Source organism: Chromobacterium piscinae (assembly GCF_021129175.1).
GTDB lineage: Bacteria > Pseudomonadota > Gammaproteobacteria > Burkholderiales > Chromobacteriaceae > Chromobacterium > Chromobacterium piscinae.
Window position 1 is genome coordinate 16,864 of the sequence record NZ_JAJOHV010000033.1, and the last position, 25,844, is coordinate 42,707.

General features: G+C 64.8%; 28 protein-coding genes and 1 pseudogene. 14 read left to right on the forward strand and 15 right to left on the reverse strand.

Annotated elements, in window-relative coordinates; all coding sequences use genetic code 11:
• Positions 1-40 precede the first annotated feature (40 nt).
• Both ilvN and ilvB read right to left on the reverse strand, forming a co-directional pair.
• Positions 41-532, reverse strand: coding sequence for an acetolactate synthase small subunit (ilvN, locus tag LQR33_RS11115; RefSeq protein WP_011134142.1), 492 nt, complete (start codon positions 530-532; stop codon positions 41-43).
• Positions 533-542: 10 nt separating this feature from the next.
• Positions 543-2,309 (reverse strand): biosynthetic-type acetolactate synthase large subunit, encoded by a 1,767-nt coding sequence (gene ilvB / locus LQR33_RS11120; RefSeq protein ID WP_231468937.1) that lies wholly within the window; start codon positions 2,307-2,309, stop codon positions 543-545.
• 193 nt (positions 2,310-2,502) lie between these two features.
• Between ilvB and LQR33_RS11125 the strand changes: the two genes are divergently transcribed.
• Genes LQR33_RS11125 through LQR33_RS11140 form a run of 4 tightly spaced genes read left to right on the forward strand, consistent with a single transcriptional unit; the run spans position 2,503 to position 4,352 of the window.
• Positions 2,503-3,069 carry an RNA polymerase sigma factor gene (locus LQR33_RS11125; protein ID WP_021478381.1) on the forward strand — a complete coding sequence of 189 codons (567 nt, stop codon included), beginning with the start codon at positions 2,503-2,505 and terminating at the stop codon, positions 3,067-3,069.
• The gene (locus LQR33_RS11130; RefSeq protein WP_231468938.1) at positions 3,066-3,446 is read left to right on the forward strand and encodes a DUF3619 family protein; all 381 of its coding nucleotides are present in this window, start codon (positions 3,066-3,068) and stop codon (positions 3,444-3,446) included. Before LQR33_RS11125 ends, LQR33_RS11130 begins: the two co-directional genes overlap by 4 nt.
• The gene (locus LQR33_RS11135) at positions 3,439-3,834 is read left to right on the forward strand and encodes a DUF3106 domain-containing protein (protein ID WP_231468940.1); all 396 of its coding nucleotides are present in this window, start codon (positions 3,439-3,441) and stop codon (positions 3,832-3,834) included. The genes LQR33_RS11130 and LQR33_RS11135 overlap by 8 nt, the downstream gene beginning before the upstream one ends.
• Positions 3,831-4,352, forward strand: a complete 522-nt coding sequence (locus tag LQR33_RS11140; protein ID WP_221663742.1) for an RDD family protein — start codon at positions 3,831-3,833, stop codon at positions 4,350-4,352. The genes LQR33_RS11135 and LQR33_RS11140 overlap by 4 nt, the downstream gene beginning before the upstream one ends.
• A gap of 70 nt (positions 4,353-4,422) precedes the next feature.
• Here the strand turns inward: LQR33_RS11140 and LQR33_RS11145 are convergent, their stop codons facing one another.
• Positions 4,423-5,316: a LysR family transcriptional regulator gene (locus LQR33_RS11145; RefSeq protein WP_231468942.1), complete on the reverse strand. Its 894-nt coding sequence runs from the start codon at positions 5,314-5,316 to the stop codon at positions 4,423-4,425.
• Positions 5,317-5,414: 98 nt separating this feature from the next.
• Here LQR33_RS11145 and LQR33_RS11150 point away from each other — a divergent pair, with 98 nt between their 5' ends.
• Together LQR33_RS11150 and LQR33_RS11155 are read left to right on the forward strand one after the other, a co-directional pair.
• Positions 5,415-5,684, forward strand: coding sequence for a DUF2798 domain-containing protein (locus LQR33_RS11150; protein WP_221663744.1), 270 nt, complete (start codon positions 5,415-5,417; stop codon positions 5,682-5,684).
• A 4-nt stretch (positions 5,685-5,688) separates the two neighbouring features.
• A complete protein-coding gene (locus LQR33_RS11155) occupies positions 5,689-6,111 on the forward strand; it encodes a carboxymuconolactone decarboxylase family protein (RefSeq protein ID WP_166439528.1) in 423 nt (140 codons plus the stop codon).
• A 116-nt stretch (positions 6,112-6,227) separates the two neighbouring features.
• Here LQR33_RS11155 and guaD read toward each other — a convergent pair whose 3' ends face one another.
• Entirely contained in the window at positions 6,228-7,544 is a 1,317-nt protein-coding gene (gene guaD / locus LQR33_RS11160; protein ID WP_221663745.1) for a guanine deaminase, read from the reverse strand.
• 252 nt (positions 7,545-7,796) lie between these two features.
• Here guaD and LQR33_RS11165 point away from each other — a divergent pair, with 252 nt between their 5' ends.
• The gene (locus LQR33_RS11165) at positions 7,797-8,294 is read left to right on the forward strand and encodes a MarR family winged helix-turn-helix transcriptional regulator (protein ID WP_021475538.1); all 498 of its coding nucleotides are present in this window, start codon (positions 7,797-7,799) and stop codon (positions 8,292-8,294) included.
• A gap of 181 nt (positions 8,295-8,475) precedes the next feature.
• Here LQR33_RS11165 and LQR33_RS11170 read toward each other — a convergent pair whose 3' ends face one another.
• From LQR33_RS11170 to LQR33_RS11180, 3 genes are read right to left on the reverse strand one after another with little or no spacing between them, the layout of a single operon-like run.
• Complete coding sequence (locus LQR33_RS11170) at positions 8,476-9,783, reverse strand: Nramp family divalent metal transporter (protein WP_221668487.1); 1,308 nt, start codon at positions 9,781-9,783, stop codon at positions 8,476-8,478.
• Positions 9,784-9,824: 41 nt separating this feature from the next.
• Positions 9,825-10,466, reverse strand: coding sequence for a lytic transglycosylase domain-containing protein (locus LQR33_RS11175; RefSeq protein ID WP_166439525.1), 642 nt, complete (start codon positions 10,464-10,466; stop codon positions 9,825-9,827).
• Entirely contained in the window at positions 10,466-12,172 is a 1,707-nt protein-coding gene (locus tag LQR33_RS11180; RefSeq protein WP_221668488.1) for a proline--tRNA ligase, read from the reverse strand. The genes LQR33_RS11175 and LQR33_RS11180 overlap by 1 nt, the downstream gene beginning before the upstream one ends.
• Before the next feature lie 303 nt (positions 12,173-12,475).
• Between LQR33_RS11180 and kup the strand changes: the two genes are divergently transcribed.
• The gene (gene kup, locus LQR33_RS11185; protein WP_021475534.1) at positions 12,476-14,341 is read left to right on the forward strand and encodes a low affinity potassium transporter Kup; all 1,866 of its coding nucleotides are present in this window, start codon (positions 12,476-12,478) and stop codon (positions 14,339-14,341) included.
• Between the two features lie 61 nt (positions 14,342-14,402).
• Here kup and LQR33_RS11190 read toward each other — a convergent pair whose 3' ends face one another.
• Entirely contained in the window at positions 14,403-14,969 is a 567-nt protein-coding gene (locus LQR33_RS11190) for a phosphohydrolase (protein ID WP_166439523.1), read from the reverse strand.
• Positions 14,970-15,421: 452 nt separating this feature from the next.
• Here LQR33_RS11190 and LQR33_RS11195 point away from each other — a divergent pair, with 452 nt between their 5' ends.
• Genes LQR33_RS11195 through LQR33_RS11210 form a run of 4 tightly spaced genes read left to right on the forward strand, consistent with a single transcriptional unit; the run spans position 15,422 to position 18,463 of the window.
• A complete protein-coding gene (locus LQR33_RS11195) occupies positions 15,422-15,949 on the forward strand; it encodes a helix-turn-helix domain-containing protein (RefSeq protein ID WP_166439522.1) in 528 nt (175 codons plus the stop codon).
• On the forward strand, positions 15,946-16,689 hold the full coding sequence (locus LQR33_RS11200) for a queuosine precursor transporter (protein WP_231176750.1): 744 nt from the start codon (positions 15,946-15,948) through the stop codon (positions 16,687-16,689). Before LQR33_RS11195 ends, LQR33_RS11200 begins: the two co-directional genes overlap by 4 nt.
• Complete coding sequence (locus tag LQR33_RS11205) at positions 16,686-18,011, forward strand: chorismate-binding protein (protein WP_231468944.1); 1,326 nt, start codon at positions 16,686-16,688, stop codon at positions 18,009-18,011. The genes LQR33_RS11200 and LQR33_RS11205 overlap by 4 nt, the downstream gene beginning before the upstream one ends.
• The gene (locus LQR33_RS11210) at positions 18,008-18,463 is read left to right on the forward strand and encodes a hypothetical protein (RefSeq protein ID WP_166439519.1); all 456 of its coding nucleotides are present in this window, start codon (positions 18,008-18,010) and stop codon (positions 18,461-18,463) included. The genes LQR33_RS11205 and LQR33_RS11210 overlap by 4 nt, the downstream gene beginning before the upstream one ends.
• Before the next feature lie 4 nt (positions 18,464-18,467).
• Here LQR33_RS11210 and ampD read toward each other — a convergent pair whose 3' ends face one another.
• Complete coding sequence (gene ampD / locus LQR33_RS11215) at positions 18,468-19,013, reverse strand: 1,6-anhydro-N-acetylmuramyl-L-alanine amidase AmpD (RefSeq protein ID WP_260454673.1); 546 nt, start codon at positions 19,011-19,013, stop codon at positions 18,468-18,470.
• Positions 19,014-19,067: 54 nt separating this feature from the next.
• Positions 19,068-19,487, reverse strand: a pseudogene (locus LQR33_RS11220) (GNAT family N-acetyltransferase); the annotation flags it as partial.
• Positions 19,488-19,683: 196 nt separating this feature from the next.
• Between LQR33_RS11220 and LQR33_RS11225 the strand changes: the two are divergent.
• The gene (locus tag LQR33_RS11225; RefSeq protein WP_231468946.1) at positions 19,684-20,214 is read left to right on the forward strand and encodes a hemerythrin domain-containing protein; all 531 of its coding nucleotides are present in this window, start codon (positions 19,684-19,686) and stop codon (positions 20,212-20,214) included.
• An 81-nt stretch (positions 20,215-20,295) separates the two neighbouring features.
• Here LQR33_RS11225 and tal read toward each other — a convergent pair whose 3' ends face one another.
• The 3 genes from tal to phoB all read right to left on the reverse strand — a co-directional run bounded on the left by tal (position 20,296) and on the right by phoB (position 23,448).
• Positions 20,296-21,357, reverse strand: coding sequence for a transaldolase (gene tal, locus LQR33_RS11230; protein ID WP_021475525.1), 1,062 nt, complete (start codon positions 21,355-21,357; stop codon positions 20,296-20,298).
• A 94-nt stretch (positions 21,358-21,451) separates the two neighbouring features.
• On the reverse strand, positions 21,452-22,759 hold the full coding sequence (gene phoR / locus LQR33_RS11235) for a phosphate regulon sensor histidine kinase PhoR (protein WP_166439515.1): 1,308 nt from the start codon (positions 22,757-22,759) through the stop codon (positions 21,452-21,454).
• Positions 22,759-23,448 carry a phosphate regulon transcriptional regulator PhoB gene (gene phoB, locus LQR33_RS11240; protein WP_021475523.1) on the reverse strand — a complete coding sequence of 230 codons (690 nt, stop codon included), beginning with the start codon at positions 23,446-23,448 and terminating at the stop codon, positions 22,759-22,761. Before phoB ends, phoR begins: the two co-directional genes overlap by 1 nt.
• 420 nt (positions 23,449-23,868) lie before the next feature.
• Here phoB and LQR33_RS11245 point away from each other — a divergent pair, with 420 nt between their 5' ends.
• A complete protein-coding gene (locus tag LQR33_RS11245; protein ID WP_166439514.1) occupies positions 23,869-24,312 on the forward strand; it encodes an Lrp/AsnC family transcriptional regulator in 444 nt (147 codons plus the stop codon).
• Positions 24,313-24,380: 68 nt separating this feature from the next.
• Here LQR33_RS11245 and gap read toward each other — a convergent pair whose 3' ends face one another.
• Both gap and LQR33_RS11255 read right to left on the reverse strand, forming a co-directional pair.
• On the reverse strand, positions 24,381-25,379 hold the full coding sequence (gene gap, locus LQR33_RS11250; RefSeq protein WP_166439513.1) for a type I glyceraldehyde-3-phosphate dehydrogenase: 999 nt from the start codon (positions 25,377-25,379) through the stop codon (positions 24,381-24,383).
• 229 nt (positions 25,380-25,608) lie between these two features.
• Positions 25,609-25,844: PTS transporter subunit EIIB (locus LQR33_RS11255; protein WP_231468948.1), on the reverse strand; the 236-nt coding region annotated here is incomplete at its 5' end.

The following is a 25,844-nucleotide window of genomic DNA, read 5'->3' on the forward strand; positions in this document are numbered from 1 at the left end:
ATCCTTGGTATTTGATTTGCTAAGGGACTTGCTGCCCTGCTCAGATTTTCAGAACCCGTTCGCCTCGACCGATGCCGGATGCGCCGGTACGGACCGTTTCCAGGATCACTGTGCGGTCCACCGCCTCGATAAAGGCGCCGAGCTTGTCGCTCGTACCGGTCAGCTCGATGGTGTAAGTCTTTTCCGTCACGTCGATGATGCGTCCGCGGAAGATGTCGGCCATCCGCTTCATCTCCTCGCGGTCCTTGCCTACGGCGCGGACCTTGATCAGCATCATCTCGCGTTCGATGTGCTCGGATTCGTTGAGGTCTATCACCTTGACCACCTCGATCAGCTTGTTGAGCTGCTTGGTGATCTGCTCGATGACTTCGTCGGAACCGTGGGTGACGATGGTCATCCGCGACAATGTCGGGTCCTCGGTGGTGGACACTGTCAGCGAATCGATGTTGTAGGCGCGGGCCGAAAACAGCCCGACGACGCGCGACAGCGCGCCCGCCTCGTTTTCCAAAAGTATGGATAGGATGTGTCGCATGCCGGCCGCCTTAGCACATATTGCCGTAGTCACGGTTGTTCTCGAAAGGCACCTGCTGGATGGCGCGCATATGCGGCGGCAGGTCCATCTGATCCAAGCCCTTGCCGTTCTGGATCATCGGGAACACGTTCTCCGACTGGTCGGTGCGGAAGTCCAGGAACACCAGGCGCTCCTTCAGCTTGTCGCTGAACGCCTCGCGCAGCACCGGCTCCACGTCGGCCGGGTTCTCCACCTTGAAGCCGATATGGCCGTAGGCCTCGGCGATCTTGACGAAGTCCGGCAGCGCGTCCATATAGGACTCGGAGTAGCGGGTGCCGTAGAAGAACTCCTGCCACTGGCGCACCATGCCCAGATAGCGGTTGTTCAGCGCCACCACCTTCACCGGCGTGTGGTACTGCTTGGCGGTGGACAGCTCCTGGATGTTCATCTGGATCGAGCCCTCGCCGGTGATGCAGGCCACCTGGGCGTTGGGGTTGGCCAGCTGCGCGCCGATGGCCGCCGGCAGGCCGAAGCCCATGGTGCCGAGGCCGCCGGAATTCAGCCATTGCTTGGGCCGGTCGAACTTGTAGTACTGCGCCGCCCACATCTGGTGCTGGCCGACGTCGGAGGTGACGATGGCCTGGCCGCCGGTGATGTCATACAGCGTCTCTACCACCATCTGCGGCTTGATCAGCTCGTCGGACGGCGTATACAGCAGGCAGTCGTGTCCGCGCCATTCCTCGATCTGCTTCCACCACTGGTTCAGCGCCGCGCCGTCCGGCTTCTGGCCGGATTGCTTGAGCTGGTCCAGCATCTCGCGCAGCACCAGCTTGACGTCGCCGACGATGGGTATGTCGGCCTTGACGCGCTTGGAGATCGACGACGGATCGACATCGATGTGGATGATCTTCTTGGCCTGGCCGAGGAAATGCGACGGCACGCTGATCACGCGGTCGTCGAAGCGCGCGCCCACGGCGATCAGCACGTCGCAGTACTGCATCGCCATATTGGCTTCGTAGGTGCCGTGCATGCCCAGCATGCCCAGGAACTGGCGGTCCGAGCCCGGATAAGCGCCCAGGCCCATCAGGGTGTTGGTGCACGGCAGGTTCAGGGACCGCACCAGCTCGGTCACTTCGGCCTCGGCGCGGCCCTGCACCGCTCCGCCGCCGACATAGATATAAGGACGCTTGGCCTCAAGCAGCAGGTTCACCGCTTTCTTGATCTGTCCGCTATGCCCGCGGGTGGCCGGCACGTAAGAGCGGATGTGCACGCTGTCCGGATAGCGGAACTCGGCGCGCGCCTGGGTAATGTCCTTGGGGATATCCACCACCACCGGGCCGGGACGGCCGCTCATGGCGATGTAGAACGCCTTCTTGATGGTCGCGGCGATCTCGTTCACGTCCTTGACCAGGAAGTTGTGCTTCACACAGGGACGGGTGATGCCCACCATGTCCACTTCCTGGAACGCGTCCAGGCCGATTGCCGGAGAAGGCACCTGGCCCGAGATCACCACCATCGGGATGGAGTCCATGTAGGCGGTGGCGATGCCGGTCACGGCATTGGTCGCGCCGGGACCGGAGGTCACCAGCGCCACGCCTACCTTGTCGCTGGAGCGGGAATAGGCGTCGGCGGCGTGGACGGCCGCCTGTTCATGCCTCACCAGCACATGTTTGAATTTGTCCTGTCGGAAGATGGCATCGTAGATTTCCAGTACTGCGCCCCCTGGGTAGCCGAAGACAAATTCGACCCCCTCTTCCTGCAGGCAGCGGACTACTATTTCGGCGCCCGATATCTGCATATCGCCTCTATTTCGTGTTGATTTCATCCCGTTTGCTCAAAGACCTTAGCTTATTGCTCAAAGTACGGTCAAGTGATTTTGTGCAGGTGCAAAATACCGCTAAGCCACGGTTATTTCAGAAGAAAAACTGCCACTAGCCTAGTGAATCATGCTCTGCTACCATCTTTGGTTGGCATCAACCTGAAATGCACAGATGGCAAGCCGCAAGGAAATGGCCGACTTCCTCGAGTCGGTAGAGAAGCGCGCCTTCAAGCAGGCGCTGTACGCGGTTCGGCATGAAGACAATGCGCTCGACATCGTGCAAGACTCGATGATGAAGCTGGCCGACCGCTACGCGCACGCGCCCGCGCACGAGCTGCCGCTGATCTTCCAGCGCATCTTGCAGAACACCATCCGCGACCACTACCGGCGCAGCAAGGTGCGCAGCTTCGTCAGCACGCTGCTGTCGTCGCTGATCCCCACCCACGCCGAAGACGACTCCCTCGACCCGCTCGAAACGCTGGATGTCGCCGCCGACGAGGCGCACACCAATCCGGAGCAGTGGTACCAACGCAAGGAAGTGGCGCTGATGATAGACGCGTCGCTGCAACTACTGCCCGCCCGTCAACGCGAAGCGTTTCTGCTGCGTTACTGGGAAGGACTGGATGTTGCCGAAACCGCTCTGGTCATGGGTTGCTCCGAGGGCAGCGTGAAAACGCACTGCTCGCGCGCCAACCACACCCTGGCGGCCATTCTTGCGCAGAAGGGAGTTTTGCTATGAAACACACCAATGACGGGCAGGGGGACCATTTGCCCGTCCATATCGCCCGCATACTGGACAATCCCCATTCCGATCCGACGCCCCGGCAGCTTGCCCGCCTGAGGGACGCTCGATCCGCCGCGATGCGCCGCTTCGAACAGCGCGCCGCCGAAAACTGCGGCCTGCAGGAGAAAATCCTGCTCTGGGCGCAACGCCACACCCTGCTGTTGAAGCGCGGCAGCGCCGCTCTGGGCTTCGCCGTCGTCACCGGCGTCGGCCTGATGCTGGTGGAAGGCCTGATGGCCGAAACCGACGCGGTGGACGCCACCGTGCTGTCCCAGGACCTGCCGCTGGATTCCTTGCTGGAGCCGCATTTCAGCCGGGGGTTGCATGAATAAGGCCGGATGGCTGGCCAAGGCTGTCTGCCTGGCCGGCCTGCTGATTCCCAACTTCGTCCACTCCTCCCCCCTGGCGGATCCGCGCTGGGAACAACTGAACAGCGAGCAGCAGCAGGTGCTGGCGCCGCTGGCCGCCGACTGGAACCGCTACGCGCCCGACAAGAAGCAGGATCTGCTGACCATCGTTCCGCGCTTCTCCGAGCTGACATCCGGCCAACAGCAGCGGCTGCAACGCCGGCTGAAGGCCTGGACCGAGCTGAGCGAACCCCAGCGCGACGAAATCCGCGCCAACTGGAAAAAACTGCAGCAACTGCCTCCCGCCCAGCGCGAACAGGCGCTGAGCCGGCTGCGCTCGCGCGACGCCAAACCACTCGCCCCCTCCCCATGACCGATAACGCCACTCCCAGCCTCGCCCGCTGCCTGGCCAGCCTGTTCTATGAATCGCTGCTGATCGTCGCCATGCTGCTGATCACCAGCGCCGCGATCACGCCGCTGCAACTGGCGCTGGGCCAGGATTCCTGGCTGCTGCACAGCCTGATCCAGCTGACCGCCGCCAGCGTGCTGTTCGCCTACTTCGGCTACTGCTGGACCCGCGGCGGCCAGACCGCCGCGATGAAAACCTGGCACATCCGGCTGGTGACCGCCGATGGCCGGCTGCTGAACTGGCAGCAATCGCTGATGCGCTTCATCGTCGCGGCGATGCTGTTCGTCGGCCTGCCGGTGATCTCCTACCTAGGCTGGCAGCGCAGCTACGGCGACCATCCGGCGGCGAAATGGCTGGCGCTGGTCTGGTGGCTGCTGCCTTTCCTGGCCCGCTATTACGACAAGGACCGCCGCCACCTGCACGACCGCCTGTCCGGCACCCGGCTGGAGCTGCTGCCCAAGCCCCCGCGCGGCGGGAAGTAAGCGCGGCAGAGCCGCGCCGCCGGTGCTGCATGCATTGGCACGCGCGGCCTCGAACGCACGCCGATGCTTGTCAACCACGCAGTTGCGGCAGATCCTCGGAAAATTCCAACAGCGCGTCCAGCACCGCGCGCACCCGCGCCGGCAAGGCGCGCCGCTCCGGCCACACGGCGTAGACCGGCCGGGTGGCGATTTCCCATTCTTCCAGCACCCGGACCAGACGGCCGTCCGCCAGCTGCCGATGGCAGATGCTGAGCGGGCTGACCGCGATGCCGGCGCCGCCCTCGGCCAGCCGGCGCGTCAGCAGCATGTCGTTGGCCAGCAGGCCCGGCTCGGCCGGCCAAGCGGCCTCCTCGCCGCTGTCCCGGCGCCGCAGCTTCCAGCGCTCGAACGGCTCGGCCAGCAGCAAACGATGCGCGGCCAGGTCCGCTGGCCGCTCGGGCGCGCCATGCGCGGCCAGATAGGCGGGCGATGCCGTCAAGATGGTGCGCACCTCGCCCAGCCTGCGCTGCCGCAGCGAGGCGTCCGATTGCTCGCCCACCCGCAAGGCCAGATCGGCCATGCCGCTGTATAAATCGTCCAGGCTGTTGCTCAGCTTCAACTCCAGTCGGAGCCGCGGATGCTCACGCAGCAGGCTAGCCCACACCGGCACCAGCATGTCGTTGGCCATGCTCAGCGGCGCCAGCAGCCTTACTACCCCCTCCACCCGGTTCAAGGTCCCGTCCAGCGACGCCGTCTCCTGCCGCAACGCCGCCAGCAGCGGCTTGCAGCGCTCGTAGTACTGCCAGCCCTCATTGGTCGGCGCCAGCCGGCGCGCGCTGCGGCTCAGCAGCTTGCAGCCCAGCCGCGCCTCCAGCGCCTGCAGGCGACGCGTCAGCGTCGGGGCCGGCATCCGCAGCCGGCCGGCCGCCGCGCTGAGGCTGCCGGCGTCCACGATCGCCACGAACAAGTCCAGATCATCCAGCATGATTGCAAAAATGGAATTTGAAATTGATTCTTTGATTCTATTTTCATAATGCGCTTTTGACTAGACTCGTCTCATCGCTAACCCGAATGGAGCGCGCCATGAGCCCCGCCCTGCGCCAACGCCTGCTGTTCTCTTCGCTGATGTCGGCGGCGATGTCCCTGGTGATGACTGCCTGGTTCACCGCCCTGAATCATGGACTTCATTCGGGCTTTGCCGGCTGGTGGCTGCTCGCCTTCGCCGAAGCCTGGCCCGTGGCGCTGGGCTCGGTGCTGCTGCTGGCGCCGGCCGTGCAGAAACTGACCCTGCGCCTGCTGAACAGGCGCGGCCCTGCCGCCGGCAGCCAGCCGGCGCTGAAACCGAGAGGATGAAATCATGAGAATCGACTATGCCCAGCTGTCGCCCAAGGCCTACCAGGGGCTGCTCGCCTGCAAGAACGCGCTGGCGGAAAGCAGCCTGGGGCTGCCGCTGATCGAGCTGGCCTACCTGCGCGTTGCTCAGCTCAACGGCTGCGCCTTCTGCCTGAAACTGCATAGCCAGGCGCTGCGCCGCCGCGGCGAAAGCCAGGAAAAACTGGACATGCTGGCTGGATGGGACGTGGCGGACTCGCTGAGCCCGCGCGAGGCGGCCGCCATCGCCTGGACCGAAGCGGTGACCCGGATAGGCGAAACCCGCGCGCCGGACAGCGTTTTCCAGCCGCTGCGCGAGCATTTCAGCGACGCGGAAATCGCCGACCTGACGCTGGCCATCGCTCTGATGAACGCCTTCACCCGAGTGGCGGTGGCGGTGAGACAGTAAGCGTCTGTCGCGCCGGGTCCGGCGAAACCACGGGCGTATCCGGACCCGATCAACTTATGCACAGAAATGGAAATAAACCGGAGTTATCCACAGCAAGCGGATTCACCCGCCGCCACTCAGGCGGAACGCCCGGACTTGCGGTATACCCGCTTGCCCGCGGCATAGGTGGCGGCGACCGCGCGATCGTCGCCCAGCATCATCTGCACGAACAGCGCCTCGGACAGGTCGCGGACATGGCGCATGCGGAAGTCCAGCAGCGGGGTGGAGCGCAGGTCCAACACCGCCAGATCGGCCTCCATGCCGGCTTCGATGCCGCCCACCTTGTCCGCGATGCCCAGCGCCTCCGCGCCGCCGCGGGTGGCCAGATAGAAAGCCTGGGCCGCGGTCAGCGGCTTGCCATGGGTCTGCGACGCCATGTAGGCGGCGTTCATCGTCTGCAGCATCGAGAAACTGGTGCCGGCGCCCAGATCGGTGCCCAGCCCCAACTTGACCGGTTTCTCCGCCTCGACGCAGCGGCGCAGGTTCAGGCTGCCGGAACCGAGAAAGAAATTGGACGTCGGGCAATGCGCCAGCGAGGCGCCGCTGTCATGCAGCATTTCCAGCTCCGCATCAGACAGATGCACCCCGTGGCCGTAGATCGCGCGCGGCCGCAGCAGGCCGTAGCGCTGGTAGACGCCGGCGTAATCGCGGCAGCTGGGGAACAGCTGGCGAACCCAGGCGATCTCGTCCAGGTTCTCGGAAATATGCGATTGGATGGCGATATCGGGAAACTCCGCCGCCAGCGCCCCCAGCATTTCCAGCTGGCCGTGGCTGGAGGTCGGCGCGAAGCGCGGCGTGATCACGTACTCGGCGCGCCCCTTGCCGTGCCAGCGTTCGATCAGCGCGCGCGACTCCTCGTACGCGGTCAGCGGCGTGTCCAGCAGCGCGGCCGGCGCGTTGCGGTCCATGCACACCTTGCCGGCCAGGATGCGCAGATCGTGGCGCGATGCCTCTTCGAACAACGCGTCCACCGACGCCGCGTGGACGGTGCCGAACACGCAGCCGGTGGTGACGCCGTTGCGCAGCTGTTCGCCGAGAAACACCCGCGCCACTTCGCGCGCGTGGTCCGCGTCGCCAAAGCCTTGCTCGGTGACGAAGGTGTAATGGTTCAACCAGTCCAGCAACTGTTCGCCGAAGGCGGCCATCATCTCGGTTTGCGGATAATGGACGTGGCAATCGATGAAGCCCGGTAGGATCAGGTGGTCGGGATAGTGCTCTATCCGCGCGTCCGGCGGCAGCGACGGCAACAGCTCATCCGCCGGGCCCCAGGCCGCGATGCGTCCGTTTTCCATCACCACCAGCGCGTCGCGCTGGAACACCAGGCTGTCGCGCTCGGCCTCCCAGAACGGATTGCCCCGGAAAGTCAGCACATCGCCGCGTACCGCTGTTTTCACACTCTGCTCCCGCCGCGCTGTGCGGCCTTCGCGCCGGGCAGAGATTGCTGAGCCCGACAATTATCTTCATATAAAGAATCTTTATGTGTAAATATAGCTTCGTTCCCTCCCCGAAGCAAGTTCGCCCTGGATAAACGGCCAGTGCCTGATGCGCGGCAATTGTCTTTAGATGAAGATAGTATATTTTTAAGTCGTGATACTCTTGCGCCCGACCGGATTTGCCGCATTTACCTTTGCTCAGGAACCCGCAGCATGCAGCACGCACCCGACCAGATTGACCGCATCGTCGCCCTTTGGAACGAAGTCCGCCCCGACCTGGACACCTCAGCCACCCAGGTCATCGGCCGCATTGTGCGGATGGAGTACTTCATCACCCGCCGGGTATTGCAGGATTTGGCCCGCCATAATCTCAATGTAGGCGAATTCGACGTGCTGGCGGCGCTGCGCCGCGGCGGCGAACCCTACCAGCTGTCGCCCAACCAGCTGCAAGGCATGGTGCTGATCTCCTCCGGCGCGCTGACCAACCGCATCAACCGGCTGGAAGAAGCCGCCCTGGTCAGCCGCTCTCCCGATCCCGACGACCGCCGCGGCGTGATCGTCACGCTGACGCCCAAGGGCCTGCAGGTGATCGAAGACGCCGCCGGCCACCACCTTGCCGCCGAGGCCGAGCTGATCGAGATGCTGGACGCCGATGAGCGCCAGACCCTGTCCCGCTTGCTGAAAAAGATGCTGCAGGCGCAGGAAGACTGATCGCTGAACAGGCCGCCCCCGGGCGGCCTTTGTTTTGCCCGTCGCACGACAAAGAGGCGCAATCCCGCAACGGCCTTTCCCCTGAGCTGCTGGGAAACGCCCGAGGCAAGGCGCGCCGACGCAGACAGTGCCCGTTGCACGACAAGGAGGCGCAACGCCGCATCGAGCGTTTTCCAGCCGCTCAGCCGAAAAGCAGCGCGCAATTGGCGGCCAATATCAGCCAGAACAATCCCCAGCCGCAGACGACTACCCAGCGCGGCGCGGCGTGCGCGCCCATCAACGTTTCATCCCCCGTCATCCGCAGCAACGGCCACATCGCCAGCGGCAGTTGCAGGCTCAACACCACCTGGCTCCACACCAGCAGCGGCCCCACCGCCTGCTCGCCCAGCCACGCGATGCCGGCCGCCGCCGGCAGCAGGGCCAGCGCGCGGGTGATCAGCCGCCGCTGGTAGCAGGGGATGCGGATCTTGAGGAAGCCATCCATGATCACCTGGCCGGCGACGGTGCCGGTCAAGGTGGCGCTCTGCCCGGCCGCCAGCAGCGCGACGCCGAACAGCAGCGCCGCCAGCGAGCCGGCCAGCGGACGGATCAGCTCGTGCGCGTCGGCGATGTCGGCCACCGCGATATGGCCCGCGGCGTGAAAGGCGCTGCCCGCCAGCACCAAGATGGCGCCGTTGACCAGCATCGCCAGCAACAGCGAGCCTATGGTGTCGATCCGGCACAGCAGCAGCGTCTGCCACAGCGCGCCGTCCCCGCCGCCGTCCACCCGCCGGGTCTGCACCACCGACGAGTGCAGATAGAGGTTGTGCGGCATGATGGTGGCGCCGACGATGCCCAGCGCCAGCACCACAGCTTTGTCCATGCCCTGCGCCGGCAAGCTGGGCGCCAGGCCCGCCGCCACCGCCGGCCAATGGGTGTCCAACAGCGCCAACTGCGCCAGGAAGCACAGCGTGATGGTGGCGATCAGCCCCAGCACGATGGCCTCCAGCTGGCGGAAGCCACGCCCCTTCAGCCCCAGCACGATTAGCGTGTCGAACGCGGTCAACCCCACGCCCCACAGCAGCGGCACGCCGAACAGCAGCTTGAACGCCAAGGCGCAGCCCAGCACTTCGGCGACGTCGCAGGCGATGATGGACACTTCGGCGCTCAGCCAGTGGAGCAAGCGGCCGGCGCGGCCGTAGCGCGCGGCGCTGGCCTGCGCCAGATCCATACCGGTCACCAGCCCCAGCCGCGCCGCCAGCATCTGCAGCAGCATCGCGGCGACGCCGGACAGCATCACCACCCACAGCAGCTGATAGCCGAAGCGCGAGCCGGCCTCGATGTCGGTCGCCCAGTTGCCCGGGTCCATATAGCCGACGGCGACCAGCAAGCCGGGGCCGGCGAAGCGGCGCAAGCGCTGGCCGAAGGAAGCGTTCGGGTCTATGCGCACGCTGCCGTTGACCTCGGATGGGCAGAACGGCGCGGTGGCGGTGCGGGGAAGGGAGAACATGGCGGCCGGAAGGAGTCAGTCCACCGGCAGCATAGCGCGGATCAGCGGGGGCGCGGAAGGCTGTCGCCGGCCATCTTCAATGATGGCGGCGCGGTCCACGCCCAGCGGCGCTTCCAGGCGCCGACCACCAGATCGGGGTAGTCCGGCTTGCCCAGGCTGCCGTTGTAGCGGCCCAGCGCGCGGTACAGATCGCCGCGCTCGATGTCGAGATAGTGGCGCAGGATGGTGCAGCCGTAGCGCAGATTGGTGCTGAGGTCGAACAGATTATGCTGCGGCGTGCCGATGTGGCGCGGCCAGAACGGCATCACCTGCATCAGGCCGCGCGCGCCGGCGCCGGAGATCGCGTACTTGTTGAAGCCGCTTTCCACCTGGATCAGGCCCAGCACCAACTGCGGATCGAGCCCGGCGCGGGTGGATTCATACTGGATGGCGGTAAGCAGGCGCTCGCGCATCCAGGCATCGGGAATCTTCTTCTGCAGCCGCGTCGACATCTCCGCCAGCCAGGCCTGGCCCTGCCGCGGGTCGTCGAACACCAGCCGGGGCGCGTTGACGTCGGAGATCGAGCGGCTCATCGCCGAGGCGACGTTGGCCGACAGCGCCTCCTCCTTCTGCGCGCCGGCCCATGCCGGCGCATGCGCCAGCACAAGGCAGAACGGCAGTAGAAAAAGGAGGCGCGTCTTCATCAGGCCAGCTTGGAGAGGACATGCTCCAGAATAGCATCGGCGGCGACGGCGGTGGCTTCGCTGTCGCGGCGGTGCTGGTACTCGACCTTGCCTTCCTTCAGGCCGCGGTCGCCGATGGTGACGCGGTGCGGCGCGCCGATCAGCTCCCAGTCGGCGAACATCGCGCCCGGGCGCTCGCCGCGGTCGTCGAGGATGGCGTCCACGCCCTTGGCCAGCAGTTCGGCGTGCAGCTTGTCGGCGGCTTCCTTCACCGCTTCGGAGCGGTCGTAGCCCACCGGGCACACCGCCACCGCGAACGGGGCGATGGAATCGGGCCAGATCATGCCCTTGTCGTCGTAGTTCTGCTCGATGGCGGCGCCCAGGATGCGGGTCACGCCGATGCCGTAGCAACCCATCTCGAACGGTTTCGGCTTGCCGTCTTCGTCCAGGAAGGTGGCGTTCATCGCGGCGGAATACTTGGTGCCCAGGTAGAACACGTGGCCGACCTCGATGCCGCGCTGGATCGCCAGCGCGCCCTGGCCGTCCGGCGACGGGTCGCCTTCCACCACGTTGCGGATGTCGAACACTTCCGGCTCGGCGCAATCGCGGCCGAAGTTGGCGCCGGTGTAGTGCTGGTCATCCTCGTTGGCGCCGATGACGAAGTCGGCCATCTTGGCCACGGTGCGGTCGGCGATCACGCGGCCCTTGAAGCCCACCGGGCCCAGCGAGCCGGGATTGGCGCCGAAAGCGGCGCGGATGGCGGCCGGGCTGGCGAAGGTCAGCGGGTTCTTGATGCCGGCGATCTTCTGCGCCTTCACCTCGTTCAGCTCGTGGTCGCCGCGCACCATCATCAGCACCGCCTCGTCCTCTGCGCCCTCCACCACCACCGCCTTGACGGTTTGCTTGATGTCGATCTTGAGGAAGTCCACCAGCTCGGCGATGGTCTTGACCTTGGGCGTGTGCACTTTGGTCAGCGCCGCCGATGCGGCGGCGCGCTCGCCGGCCGGGGCCACGGCCTCGGCCAGCTCGATGTTGGCCGCGTATTCGGAGTTCGGGCAGTAGACGATGGCGTCCTCGCCGGTGTCGGCAATCACCTGGAATTCGTGCGAGCGATCGCCGCCGATGGCGCCGGTGTCGGCAGCCACCGCGCGGTAGGTCAAGCCCAGGCGGTCGAAGATGCTGCGGTAGGCGGCATACATATTGTCGTAGCTCTTGAGGGCGTCCTCAGCGCTGCGGTCGAACGAGTACGCGTCCTTCATGGTGAACTCGCGGCCGCGCATCACGCCGAAGCGCGGACGGCGCTCGTCGCGGAACTTGGTCTGGATCTGGTAGAAGTTCTTCGGCAGCGCGCGGTAGCTGCGCAGCTCGCGGCGGGCGATGTCGGTGATTACCTCCTCCGCGGTCGGCTGCAGCGCGAAATCGCGCTCATGGCGGTCCTTGAAGCGCAGCAGCTCGGCGCCCATCGCGTCCCAGCGGCCGGTTTCCTGCCACAGCTCGGCCGGCTGCACCACCGGCAGGCTCACCTCGATGCCGCCGGCGCGGTTCATTTCCTCGCGGATGATGGTCTCGACCTTGCGCACCACGCGCAGGCCCATCGGCATCCAGGAATAGATGCCGGCGGCCTGCTTGCGGATGAAGCCGGCGCGCAGCATCAGCTTCTGGCTGACGATGTCGGCGTCGGCGGGGGCCTCTTTCTGGGTGGAAATGAAAAACTGCGATGCGCGCATGGTGCGTCCTTGAAAATTCGGCTAAATGTAGACGATTGTAGCGTCGTCCCCGCCCCCCGGCCAAGCGCCGCCCGGTCGGACTCGCGGTTTTCGCCAGTTGTTGCAGTACAACAATCCTGCGCACAGCCCGCCGCGCTGTACTTGGCGGCCCCGCCGCTCTGGAGTAACCTGCGCGCTGCCGGGGTTTACGGCTTTTTTATTTTGCCCATGTCGTCGACAATGAGAGGGCATCCAGCCATGAACAACCCGGCCCCTCGCCGCCGCGCCTCCTCCGGCGGCGGCGTCCAACCGTAATGGAAGCTTATGCAGGATCACAATAAACAGGCGATGGCGGGCCTGACCCTGGCCGCGCTCGGCGTAGTTTACGGCGACATCGGCACCAGCCCGCTGTACACCTTGCGCGAGTGTTTCGTCAGCCAGAACCTCCCCACCACGCCCGACAACATCTTCGGCATTCTGTCGCTTATCTTCTGGTCGCTGATATTCGTGGTGTCGATCAAATACGTGGCCTTCGTGCTGCGCGCCGACAACCGCGGCGAAGGGGGCATCATGGCGCTGATGGCGCTGGCCCGCCATTACACCACCCATGCCGCGCGCTGGAAGATCGTGATGCTGGGCCTGTTCGGCGCCGCGCTGTTCTACGGCGACGCCATCATCACCCCTGCGGTGTCGGTGCTGTCCGCTGCAGAAGGCATGGAAGTCCTCTCCCCCGGCATGGAAGCCTATGTGCTGCCGATGGCGGTCGGCGTGCTGGTGGGCCTGTTCCTGCTGCAGCGCCACGGCACCGCCAGGGTCGGCCTGATGTTCGGCCCGGTGATGATGATCTGGTTCGCCATCCTCGGCATCCTCGGCCTGCACCAGATCATCCAGCAGCCGGCGGTGCTGCAGGCGCTGAACCCGTGGCACGCAGTCACCTTCGTCAGCCAGAACGGCTTCCACGCCTTCCTGACGCTGGGCTCGGTGGTGCTGGCGCTGACCGGCGCCGAAGCGCTGTACGCCGACATGGGCCACTTCGGCAAAACGCCGATCCGCCGCGCCTGGTTCAGCTTGGTGCTGCCCGGCCTGGGGCTGAACTATTTCGGCCAGGGCGCGCTGCTGATGAGCAACCCGGCCGCGATCAAGAACCCCTTCTTCCTGCTGGCACCGGACTGGGCGCTGCTGCCGATGATCGCGCTGGCGACGCTGGCCACGGTGATCGCGTCGCAGGCGGTGATCTCCGGCGCCTACTCGCTGACGCGCCAGGCCATCCTGCTGGGCTACTGCCCGCGCCTGGAGGTGAACCACACCTCGGAGAAGGAGATCGGCCAGATCTACATGCCCTTCATCAACTGGGCGCTGCTGGTCGCGGTGCTGGTGGTGGTGCTCACCTTCAAGACCTCGTCCAGCCTGGCCGCCGCCTACGGCATCGCCGTCACCGGCACCATGCTGATCACCACCGCGCTGTTCTTCGTCGTCGCGCGCGTGAACTGGCGCTGGCCGCTGCCGCTGGCCCTGGGCATCACCCTGCTGTTCGGCGTGATCGACACCGCCTTCTTCGCCGCCAACATCCATAAAGTGGCCGACGGCGGCTGGCTGCCGCTGGTGATGGGCATGGTCATCTTCACGCTGATGAGCACCTGGAAACAGGGCCGCGACATCCTGTTCAAGCGCCTGCGCGAACAGGCGCTGCCGCTGGACGACTTCATCCACAATCTGGAAGCCTATCCGCCGGCGCGGGTGGAAGGCACCGCGGTATTCCTGACCAGTACCCTGCACGGCGTGCCGCACGCGCTGCTGCACAATCTGAAGCACAACAAAGTGCTGCATGAGCGCGTCGTGCTGATGACGGTGCGCACCGAGGACGTGCCCTATGTGGCGGAGGAGGAGCGGCTGGAAATCGTGCAGATGTCGGCGTCGTTCTGGCGGGTGATGGCCCGCTACGGCTTCAAGGAAGACCCGAACGTGCTGGAAGTGCTGGATATGTGCGCCAAGGAAGGCTTCCAGATGGAGCTGATGGACACCTCGTTCTTCCTGTCGCGCGAAACCATCGTCTCCACCGACCATCCCGGCATGGCCCGCTGGCGCGAGAAGGTATTCGTGTGGATGAGCAAGAACGCGTTGCGCGCCACCGACTTCTTCCAAGTGCCCACCAACCGCGTGGTGGAGCTAGGCGCCCAGGTCGAGCTGTAGCGCCGGTTTCGCCCAAGAAAAAAGCGCGCCTCGACGGCGCGCTTTTTTATTTCCCGGCGCGTCAGCGCGCCGCAGGCTGTCGCAGCCGGATCTGCGCCGATGACGACCAGGCCCGGCACTGCTCGTACATCGCGCAAAAACTGGCCAGCCCCTGGGCGATGGTCATCGGCCAGATGCGCTCCGGCAGCGGCTGCACCCCAGTCAGGATGGGCCAGTCGATATTGTCCGGCGGCATCAGGTCGCGCCGCTCGGTCGCCAGCAGGCGGGCGTCGGCCATCGCCAGCTCTGCCCGATCGTCGCCGGACAGGTGCAGGCCGAAGCGCGCCTCCACCGCCGCGGTCAGCCGGTGCTGCAGCGGCGGGCGGTCCTGAATGTCGGGCCTCACCACCTCGCCGGCGTACGCCTTGGCCGCGCCATACAGCAAGCCCGCCAACTTCAGCCGCGGCGGCAGCAGATCCGCCATCCTGACCGCATGCTCGGCCTCGCTGTAAAACTGGCGGCAGGCACCGCCGAAGCGGCAGACATGCGCCAGATGATGGGCGATGTCGGCGATGTCGATGTCGTCCGGCTGGGGATCCAGCACGTTCAGATAGCGTCCCGACACCGTTTGTATGAATGCGCCTCTCATCGCCTCTCCCTCCCGCGGCGGCCGATGCCGCCGCGCAACCATCCCGCCGTCACTGATTTCATCCCTGTCATCCCTGCGCCCAGCAATTATTTCGACTTGATCATTGATCAAAACAATTTCAACAGCATAAAATCTCAAAGACTAAAATGGCCCCGCCTGGACGGACTAAATAATCCTGGCATTTTCAAACCAAAATGGTTCCTACTCCAAGGCAAAAAAGGAACGATTTCATTCTACGGAAAACCCTGGAAAAACTTTCTAGAACTGTCCAGATTTATCTCTTTCAAAACAACAACTAATAATCCAGATATGACATAGATCATAAGAACTCAAATCTAGCACAGCCACCTGGTCTTTTTCCAGAAAAACGTTAAACGCCTTTTGGTATTTATTCTTGAATAAATATATCAAAACTTAAAATATTTGAATAAGGACCAATTGGAAAATCCGAAATGCAGGCAAAGAATCTTTTCAAACCCCACTCTGTATTGCATGAATTCAAGCTCAACGCGCTGCGCAGAATCCGGGACCGCAAACTATCGATCAGCGAACTGGCGCGCATTACCGGTATCAAGCAGTCCACGCTGCACCGCGGCCTGTTTGAAGACCGTGAGCTGACATTCAGCAACGCCCACGCGATTGGACATGCGCTGGACATCAATCTGGGTGGCGGCGAGCCCCCCAGGATGGCGCCGGTCATCACCGGTTTCGACCAATTGAGCGGGTTGAGAGAAGGCAGACAGCCCCTCTGGGACGAATTCATCCTGCTGGAGCCCGCGCTGGACGACACGATGCTGGCCATAGACCAGGCACTGTTCCGCCAACGCGTATTCCCCCGCCGCGCGGTGGTGCTGTTGCAAACCGACCACCCCAAGCACGGCCGCCTGGCGTATCCCGACCACGGCGCGCTCAGCCTGGAAGACAACGGCCATGCCGCCATCGGCGTGGTAGCGGGCATTCTTTTCCGGAAAAACGCATGAAACTGCTCAAAAACTTGGCTGGCCGCATGCTGGCCTGCATTGATCCCATCGTGATCCTGTCCTTCCTGATCCTGATTTCGGCGATCGCCTCCAATCTAACCTCATACAAGGTGGTGCAGGTGTTCGGCACCGAGGCCAGCCTGGGCACCTTCACCATGCCCATCATCCTGATGCTGCTCAACCCGATCGCCGAGGTCTACGGCAAGAAGCGCTCCAACCAGATCCTGTTCGCCACCTGTCTGGCCGAGATCCTGTTCGCCGTCTCCTTCACCGCGCTCAGCCAATCTCAGCGCGACTGCGGCCTACTGCCGCTGGCCGACCGCGGACATTGCGAGGCGCTGAACCAGAGCTATGTGCTGATCAGCGAACACATCGTGCGCGGCTCGATCTCGTTCGCGATCGGTTGCTTGATCGGCAGCCAGTTCAACACGCGCTTCCTGCTGTACCTGAAGAACCTGTGGTCGAGCCGGCTGTACTTCATCCGCGACATTTTTTCGTCGGTGGTAGGCGAGGTGGTGTACACCGCCATCTGCTTCATGATCGCCTTCTACGGCGTCTTCCCCTTCGCCACCATCCTGAAGATCTTCGCCTTCAGCCTGATGTTCAAGTTCTCGTCCACCGTGGTCCTGTCCTGGATCTCGCAATACATCGTGCTGCTGCTGTACCGCTACCAAGCCTGGAGCGAGGGCGTTTCCGGCGGCCGCAAAGTCAAATTTTCTTCCCGGTATCTGCAAGTATGAACAAAATCAGGCTGCACTCCGTCGAGGCGCCGTCCGTAAGCGCCCGCCCGCCGCTGTTCGCGCTGCGCTGCAACTACGACTACAGCGGCAAATACGCGCTGCACAGCCGCGCCATCGAACGCGCCGCGCTCAGCGCGCTGTTCTTCGCCGACCGCGTTCTGCTCGTCCCGCGCAGCCGCAACGGCGTCCGCATCGCCGAGGCGCTGGCACCGCGGCTTGGCGATGCGGACGCCGCCGCGCCCAGCGCGCTCCGGCTGCCTCTCGACCCCGCCGCGCCGCTGGCATCCCGGCTGCAGCGGCTGCTGGACATCCCCGCCTGCTTCGACGCGGATCCGCGCTTCGGCCTGTACGGCTTTTTCTGCTATGAATTGATCCACGCCAAGCTGGGCCTGGACGCCGGCCTGCTGGGCGTGTTCCACCTGCCGGAACGGCTGAGCGAAAACGGCGCCGCCATCGACCTGCTGCAGGACCCGGCCGCTGCCGGCGGCGAAACCTGGCCGCTGGCGCTGGGCCCGCTGCTGGACGCGGAGGATTTCGCCGCCGGCAGCGGCCTGCCCTACGAGCGGATGTACGCCATCGCCAGCCGGCGCATCGCCGACGGCGGCCTGCGCTCGGTCAATCCCAGCTATGCGATCCAGCGTCCCTGCCCGCGCGACGGCTACCAGATCCACCAGGACCTGCTGGCGCGCAATCCCGCGCCTTACAACCTGTATTTCGACGGCGGCGACTTCCAGCTGGCCGGCTCCTCGCCGGCGATGTTCCTGCGCCTGCGCGACGGCCGGCTCTCCACCAGCCCCATTTGCGGCACCGTCGCGCGCGGCCGCGGCGAGGCCGAAGATCAAGCGCAAGTGGAAAAGCTGCTGGCGTCGGACAAGGACAGGTTCGAGCTGGAGGAATGCGTGAAGGCCGACATACAGGCCAAAAAAGCAAGCTGCGAGGACATCCGCATCGACGTCGAACGGGAAGTGGAGCGCTTCGCCAATGTATTCCACACCTCGGCCAGCGTCAGCGCGCGGCTGAAGCCGGGCAAGACCCTTGCCGACGCGATCTGCGACCACCTATGGCCGGCCACCGTCATCGGCACGCCGGTGGACTCGGCTGCTCGATTGATCGCGGAACATGAAAGCCGCCGCTGGTACGCCGGCGCCTTCGGCTATCTGTGCGCCGACGAAGCGGAGCTCGGCACCATGATCCGCACCGCGCTGCTGACGGACGGAAAAGCCACCACCCGGGTCGGCAGCACGCTGAGCGCGCGCTCCAGCCCGCAGTTGGAGCGCAGCGAACTGGAAGCCAAAGCCTCTCTGATCCTGGAGGTGTTGTGAGCGCCCTCACCATAGAGGACATCGACGCCGACGCGATCACGATACGACTGGTCAACACCGCTAAGACTTACCTTGTGCCGCTGGACCGGGTGATCCGCTTGCAATGCCTGCTGGGGCTGCCGCGGGATGAAATCCTGTTAGCCGGCGTGCTGGCCGGCAAGGTGGCGCGCAAGCGCCCCGCCCTCTTGGCGCAGTACGACTTCTCCGACGTCGCCGTCTCCGGCGACTTCCGGCCGCAACATGTGGTGTTCGAACGCAGCGTCGGTTTCCTCGCCGACGGCGACGCCCGGGTGGACCTGCCGTTCCGCGAGTTGCTGGGCAATCTGGACGCCATCTCGCGGCTGAGCGACGAGACGGCGTTCTATCTCGGTTTCAGCTACGCGTTGTTCGCGCTGCCGGGCGAGGATCTGGCCTTCGACGACCACCCCCGCCCCTACCTGACGCTGAAATAGCGGCTCAGAACCCCAGCCCGCTGTCGTCCTGGGCGCGGCGCCAGTCGAACCAAGGGCCAGGGTCTGTCTTGCGCCCGGGCGCGATATGCTCGTGGCCGGCGATGGCGGACAGCGGCAACGCGCGCCGCAGCTCGCGCGACAACGCCGCCAGCGTGCGGTACTGCGCCTCGCTGAAAGGCTCGAAATCGCAACCTTCCATCTCCACGCCGATGGAGAAGTCATTGCACTTCTCGCGCCCCCTCCAGCTGGAAACGCCGGCATGCCAGGCGCGCTTGCCCACCGGCACGAACTGCAGCAGGCGGCCATCGCGCCGGATGAAGAAATGCGATGACACCCGCAGCTGGTGCACGCCTTGGTAATAGGGGTGCTCATCCGGGTCCAACCGGTTGGAAAACAGCTGCTCGACGCCGGCGCCGCCGTAGCGGTAAGGCGGCAGGCTGATATTGTGGATCACCAACAGCTCTGGCGCGCAGCCTGGGCTGCGTTCGTCGCAGTTCGGCGACGGCAGCTGCTGGGCGCCCTGCATCCAGCCGTCCGCGCCCAGCGCCAGCGCCGGCGCCGCGGACGGCCGGTAAACCAGCCGCCACAGCGCCAGCCCGTCGGTGGTGTTCCAACGCTGCTCCAGCACGAAACCGGCCTTGTGGTACAGCGCGATGGCCGCCTGGTTGACCTCGGCGGTATCCACGCTGACGCGGTCTTCGCCCTGCAGCGCGCGGTTCAGCAACCGATAACCCCAGCCCTGCTGCAAATGCGCCGGATCCACCACCGTGCGTTCGATGTGCATGCCCCCATCGGAGCCCCGGGACGTCACCAACAAGCCGCGCAGCTCATCCCCTTCGAAGGCCGCCAGAATCCGGTCCCGGCAAGAATGCAACGCCGCCAGGTCCGTCCACATCACCGGCAGGGCTGGATAATTCAGCCACTCCACCTCCAGCCTGTGCGCGTCCAGCTGCAGCCGCAGGGCACGCCGCGCCAGCGCCGCGTCGCCGCGGGCCAATTCCGTCACTTCGAACGGCAACTCCATTTCATCTCTCCGTCATCTTCGGATCGGATCATCTCGTACAATTCCGGCTTGTGTTCCATCGCGCAAAGCGGTATCAAGAACTTGCGTCGCGCGTCGCGCGGGCGGAAAAGCGTCGCTCACCGCTTGAGGCGCATCATGTCCACGGCCCTGGCATGGCGGCACAATCATGCCAGAACCCACGCAGGAGACCATCTTCATGCTCACACTCGACACCTTGGGCAAAGCCGCCACCGCGCCCAGCTTCGAACAACCGCTGGAAATGCTGCAGGCCTGTCACGACAAGATCCGCCGTTTCTGCGATCAACTGGACAAGCTGCCGCCCTATATCGAGGAGCACGGCGTCGACGACGCCGCGCGCAACACCATAGACGACGTGGTCCGCTACTTCGACGTCGCCGGCCCCGCCCATCATACCGACGAAGAGGAAGAGCTGTTCCCTCTGTTGGAAGAGCGCCTCCCCACCGCGGCCTCGCGGCTGGAGCAGCTATCGGCCGAACACGGCTATCTGCATTCCTGCTGGAACGCCATTCGCGACGACCTGGTCGCGCTGCGCGACGGACGCATCCGCCAGATCAGCAGGACCGAGCTGCAGGAATTCGCCCGCCAGTACCGCGAGCACGCGGCAACCGAGGAAGAATGGCTGTTCCCCGCCGCGGCCAACGCGCTCAGCGCCGAAGAGCTGCGCCAGGCCGGCGCCAATATGGCCAGGCGCCGCCAGAGTGGCTAAACCCGCCTCTGCAAGCGAAACGGGCTGCCCGCTTCCGCCGGCAGCCCGTCGCTGTCTTCACCCTTTGACTCGGCGGTCCGCTCAGGCGGTCAGCTTCAGCAACTGGGCGAAAGCATCCTCGAACAACTTCAAACCATCTTGCTGCAGCTTCTCGCCGACCGCGGCCAAGTCGATGCCGGCGGCTTCCACCGCGGCCAGCAGCGCCTTGGCTTCATCCATGTTCTGCGGCAGCGTCAGCGCGGCGTCGCCGTGGTCGCGGAAGGCGGCCATGGTCGCATCCGGCACGGTGTTGACGGTTTCGTCGCCGATCAGGCTCTCCACGTACAGCACGTCGCGGTAAGCCGGGTTCTTGGTGCCGGTGGACGCCCACAGCAAGAATTGCGGACGGGCGCCGGCGGCGCGCAGCTTGGCGAACTCTTCGCCGTGGAAGCGCTCCTGATAGCGGGCATACGCAGCCTTGGACAGCGCGATCGCCACCTTGCCCTGATGCGGCTCGGCCACTTGCGGATCCAGCAGGCTGTCGACGCGCGACAGGAAGAAGCTGGCCACGGCCTTGACGCCGGCCACCGGCTGGCCGTCGGCCAGGCGAGCGGACAGGCCGGCGATGTAGGCGTCCCAGACCGCTTCCACCTGCGGCAGCGAGAACAGCAGCGTGATGTTGACGTTGACGCCTTCGCGGGTCAGCGTCTGGAACGCGCGGATGCCTTCGGCGGTGGCGGGGATCTTGATCATCGCGTTGGCGCGGCCGATCTCGGCCCACAGGCGGCGCGCGGCGGCCAGGGTGCCGGCCTCGTCGCGCGACAGCTCGGGCGACACTTCCAGGCTGACGTAACCGTCGTTGCCCTGGCTGGCTTCGTACTGCGGCAGCAGCAGGTCGCAAGCGGCCTGGATGTCGGCCACCACCAGCTTCTCGTAGCGGGCCTCGGCCGACAGGGCGGCGTTCTGCTTCAAAACGGCCAGTTCGCCCTGGTAGCTGGCGTCGCCGCTGATCGCCTTGTAGAAGATGGCCGGGTTGGACGTCACGCCGGCGATGCCGTCGTCGGCCAGCAGGCGGGCCAGTTCGCCGGAGGCGATCAGTTCACGGGACAGGTTGTCCAGCCAGATGCGCTGGCCGAAGGGACGGATGGCTTGCAAACGATTCATGGTGAGGCGTCCGGGTATTGCTTGAGATAAAGAATCCATCCTACCCCGGCAACGCCGCCGCGCCAAGAGGAGAGGCGCGGCGATTTGCGCTGGCTCAGGCGGCCTGGCTGTCGTTGCGGCGCTCGCGCGGGAACACCGCGCTGAAGGTGCTGCCTTTGTCAGGCTCGCTCTTGATTTCCAGCCGGGCGTGGTGGCGGGCCAGCACGTGCTTGACGATGGCTAGGCCCAGCCCGGTGCCACCACTGCCGCGCGAGCGGCCGCGGTCGACGCGGTAGAAGCGCTCGGTCAGCCGCGGGATATGCTCGCGCGGGATGCCGATGCCAGTGTCGGCGACGGAAAAACGCAGCTGCTCGCCCTCGTCCTGCCAGGACAGGGTGATGCTGCCGCCCTCAGGCGTGTAGCGCACCGCGTTGGACACCAGATTGCCGAACGCCGAATGCAGCTCCTGGCCGCTGCCCCAGAGGCCGGCGTCGCAGCAGCGCGCCAGCTTCACCTGATGCCTGCCCTGGGACAGCCCTTCGGCCTCCACCATCAGCGTGTCCAGCATCATCTGCATGTCCACGTGCTCGGAGCTGACCGCCTTGGGGCTGTTCTCCAGCCGGGACAGCGCCAGCAGGTCTTCCACCAGGCTCTGCATCCGCCGCGACTGCTCCATCATCATCGGCAGGAACTGGCGCAGCGTGCGCTCGTCCACTTCCGGCATGTCGTTCAGCGTTTCCAGGAAGCCGCCGACCACGGTCAGCGGCGTGCGCAGCTCATGCGAGACGTTGGCGACGAAATCGCGGTGCACGGTCTGCACCCGCTCCAGCTGGGTGATGTCGCGGGTCAGCAGCAGCTTGCGGGTGGAGTCGAACGGCACCAGCTGCAGCGAGATCACCAGTTCGCGCGGCTGGCTGAAGCTCAGCGTCAGCGGCTGGCTGAAGCTGGCGTTCTTCATATAGGCGTGGAAGGCAGGCTGGCGGATCAGGTTGAGGATCTGGTTGCCGACGTCGCGCTTGCGGTCCAGGCCCAGATGCTCCACCGCCATCGGGTTCACCCATTCGATGCGGTCGTGCTCGTCCAGCACCACCACGCCGTCCGGCATCGCCTCGCCGGCGTTGATGAAACGCTCCAGCGCGTGGGTCAGCTTCTTCTTGCTCTGGCTCTGATTGCGCATGGTGCGATAGAGGATCATGAACACCGAGTGCCAGACGCCGAAGCCGTCCGGCACCCGCTCGGGCACCGGATGGCGCAACCAGCGCAGCAGCAGCGCGATGTGGTAGAGGTTGAAGGCCAGCCAGCCGCCCAGCGAAATGGCCAGCACCAGCAGCGCGTCGGTCGCCGACGACAGCGCCCAGAAACCGGCGCTGACGATCAGGATGGCCGCCAGCCACAGCGCGGTGCGTTGCAGTAGTTCTCGCATTACTGCTGGACGGAGAAGCGGTAGCCGGTGCCGCGCACGGTCTGGATCAGGCTGTCGTGCTCGGTGCCCTCCAGCGCGCTGCGCAGGCGGCGGATGTGCACGTCCACCGTGCGCTCCTCGACGAAGACGTGGTCGCCCCACACCTGGTCCAGCAGCTGGGCGCGGGAGTGGACGCGCTCCGGATGGGTCATGAAGAAGTGCAGCAGGCGGAATTCGGTGGGGCCAAGCTCGATCACGCTGCCGTTGCCGGTGACGCGGTGGGTCACCGGGTCCAGCCGCAAGCCCTGCACATCGACCGCGTCGTCGGTCATCTGCGGCGCGCGGCGGCGCAGCACGGCCTTGATGCGTGCCAGGAGCTCGCGCGGCGAGAACGGCTTGGTGATGTAGTCGTCGGCGCCGGTTTCCAGGCCGGCTACCTTGTCCTGCTCGTCGGAGCGGGCGGTCAGCATGATGATGGGGATATGGCGGGTGCGCTCGTCGGCGCGCAGACGCTTGGCGACGTCGATGCCGCTAGCTCCCGGCAACATCCAGTCCAGCAGCACCAGGTCGGGCAAGGCGTTCCTCACCAGCGTCAGCGCCGCCTCGGCGGTGCCCGCGCGCAGCACATGATGGCCGGCCTGGGCCAGATTGAAGGCGATCAGCTCCTGAATCGCCGGTTCGTCTTCGACAAGCAGAATGTTGGCGGCCATGTGGCTATCCTCGGGTTTGATTTTGCGGCAAGCATACAAACGCCAGATGACACTAATATGACATGTCTTGGAAAGTTCCCGCGCCGCGATTTTCCCGTAAACCGCCCTCTCGCGCCAGACCCCAAAAAAAACGGGCCTGCCTATCAGGCAGACCCGGAATGGTCGTCGTCAAAAACATTGATCTGACAAGAGACCAGGGACAAAGAGATCACCAGGACAGTCTCAAATGAGGGGGTCGAGCGACTCGCTCATCCGCAACCAATCTTGGAGCGGAGCAAACGGCGGGACGTGCCGCTTGTTCCAGATACGGGCTGCATTTTACGTAGCAATACCGCTGCACTGACCACTCGACAATAGGATTTTTCTACATTTAGCTTTATTATCCATCTTTATTTCGTCATATTTCCTTTGATTCGAAACATGGATAGATTCGATCGAAAAATCCTCGCTGCGCTGCACGAAAATGCCAGGATCAGCTTCGCCGAACTGGCGCGGCGGGTGAACTTGTCGGCGCCGGCGGTGGCCGACCGAGTGGCCAAGCTGGAGCAATCCGGCGTGGTCACCGGCTACCATGCCCGCATCGATCCCAACCGGATCGGCCTGCCCATCGCCTGCCTGATCGAATTGACAGTCAAGCACTTGGAGTACTACCTGGTGATCGAGCAGATCCGCAATACGCCGGAAGTGATCGAGTGCGCGTCCATCACCGGCACCAGCGGCCTGATGATACGGGTGGCGGTAGACACCATGCCGGCGCTGCAGGCGCTGATCGCGCGGCTGATGCAGTTCGGCGACACCAAGACCTCGATCATCATCGACACGCCGGTTCCGCCGCGGATGCCGATGCTGAGCGAAGACGAATGAAAAAACGGCCGGGGCCCCGATGGGCGCCGGCCGGAACAGAGAACAACTCTCCCTTACAGCGTCGCGGCTCAACCTGCCACGTGCTTGACGAAGCGCAGCATGTTGCAGGTGTAGCCGTACTCGTTGTCGTACCAGGCCACCACCTTGATGAAGGTCTTGTCCAGCGCGATGCCGGCGTCGGCGTCGAAGGTGGACGGCGCGGTGTTGCCGACGAAGTCGGTCGACACCACTTTTTCATCGGTGTAGCCCAGCACGCCCTTCAGTTCGCCTTCGGCGGCGGCCTTCATCGCCTTGCAGATGTCGGCGTAGTCGGCTTCCTTCTCCAGTTCCACGGTCAGGTCGACCACGGACACGTCGGAAGTCGGCACGCGGAAGGCCATGCCGGTCAGCTTCTTGTTCAGCTCCGGAATCACCTTGCCCACGGCCTTGGCGGCGCCGGTGGACGACGGGATGATGTTTTCCAGGATGCCGCGGCCGCCGCGCCAGTCTTTGGACGACGGGCCGTCCACGGTCTTCTGGGTGGCGGTGGCGGCGTGCACGGTGCTCATCAGGCCGCGCTTGATGCCCCAATTGTCGTGCAGCACCTTGGCCACCGGGGCCAGACAGTTGGTGGTGCAGGAAGCGGCGGAGACGATGGTTTCGCCGGCGTACTTGTCATGGTTGACGCCGTAGACGAACATCGGAGTGTCGTCCTTGGACGGCGCGGACTGCACCACTTTCTTGGCGCCGGCGTCGATGTGCTTCTGGCAGCCTTCCTTGGTCAGGAAGAAGCCGGTGCAGTCGATGACGATCTCGGCGTCGACCTCGTTCCACTTCAGATCGGCCGGGTCTTTCTCCGCGGTCAGGCGGATGGTCTTGCCATTGACCACCAGGCTGCCGCCCTCGACCTTCACATCGCCCTGGAAGCGGCCATGCACCGAGTCGTACTTCAACATGTAGGCCAGGTATTCCGGGTCGAGCAGATCGTTGATGCCGACCACTTCCAGCTCGGGAAAATCCTTGGCGATGGCGCGGAACACCATGCGACCGATACGACCGAAACCGTTGATACCGACTTTGATAGCCATGATGAAGTCTCCTTGTCAGCTTGTGGCAGCTCAATGAACGATTCGATGGAGTAAACATCGCCACCGAAAAATGCGAATTCCGCGGACGGGGCCTGTCGCCGCCGGGCAGGGGCAGCGCGCCCCGCCAAACAAAAACAGCGCAGACCGTTTCCGATCCCGCGCTGTCACTTTCCTCTGATTTTCGCTTGTAATCAACACGCTACATCAAGTGTTTGCGATTTTAGCGGCCTCATCCTTGCAAAACCGCGGCATACGGCGCGGCATCGGCCTGCAGCACCACGTGCAGCAGGCTGGAGGACACCGCCGTAACGCCGCTGGCGCCCAGCTGCAGCAGCGCGGCCTGGTCCACCAGCGCAGCGTCGGCCACTTCCACCCGCAGCCGGCTGCCAGCCACCGCCTCGATCTTGCACACATTGCCGGCGCCGCCCAGCGCCGCCAGCCAGCGCGCCTTGTCGATGCTGGCGC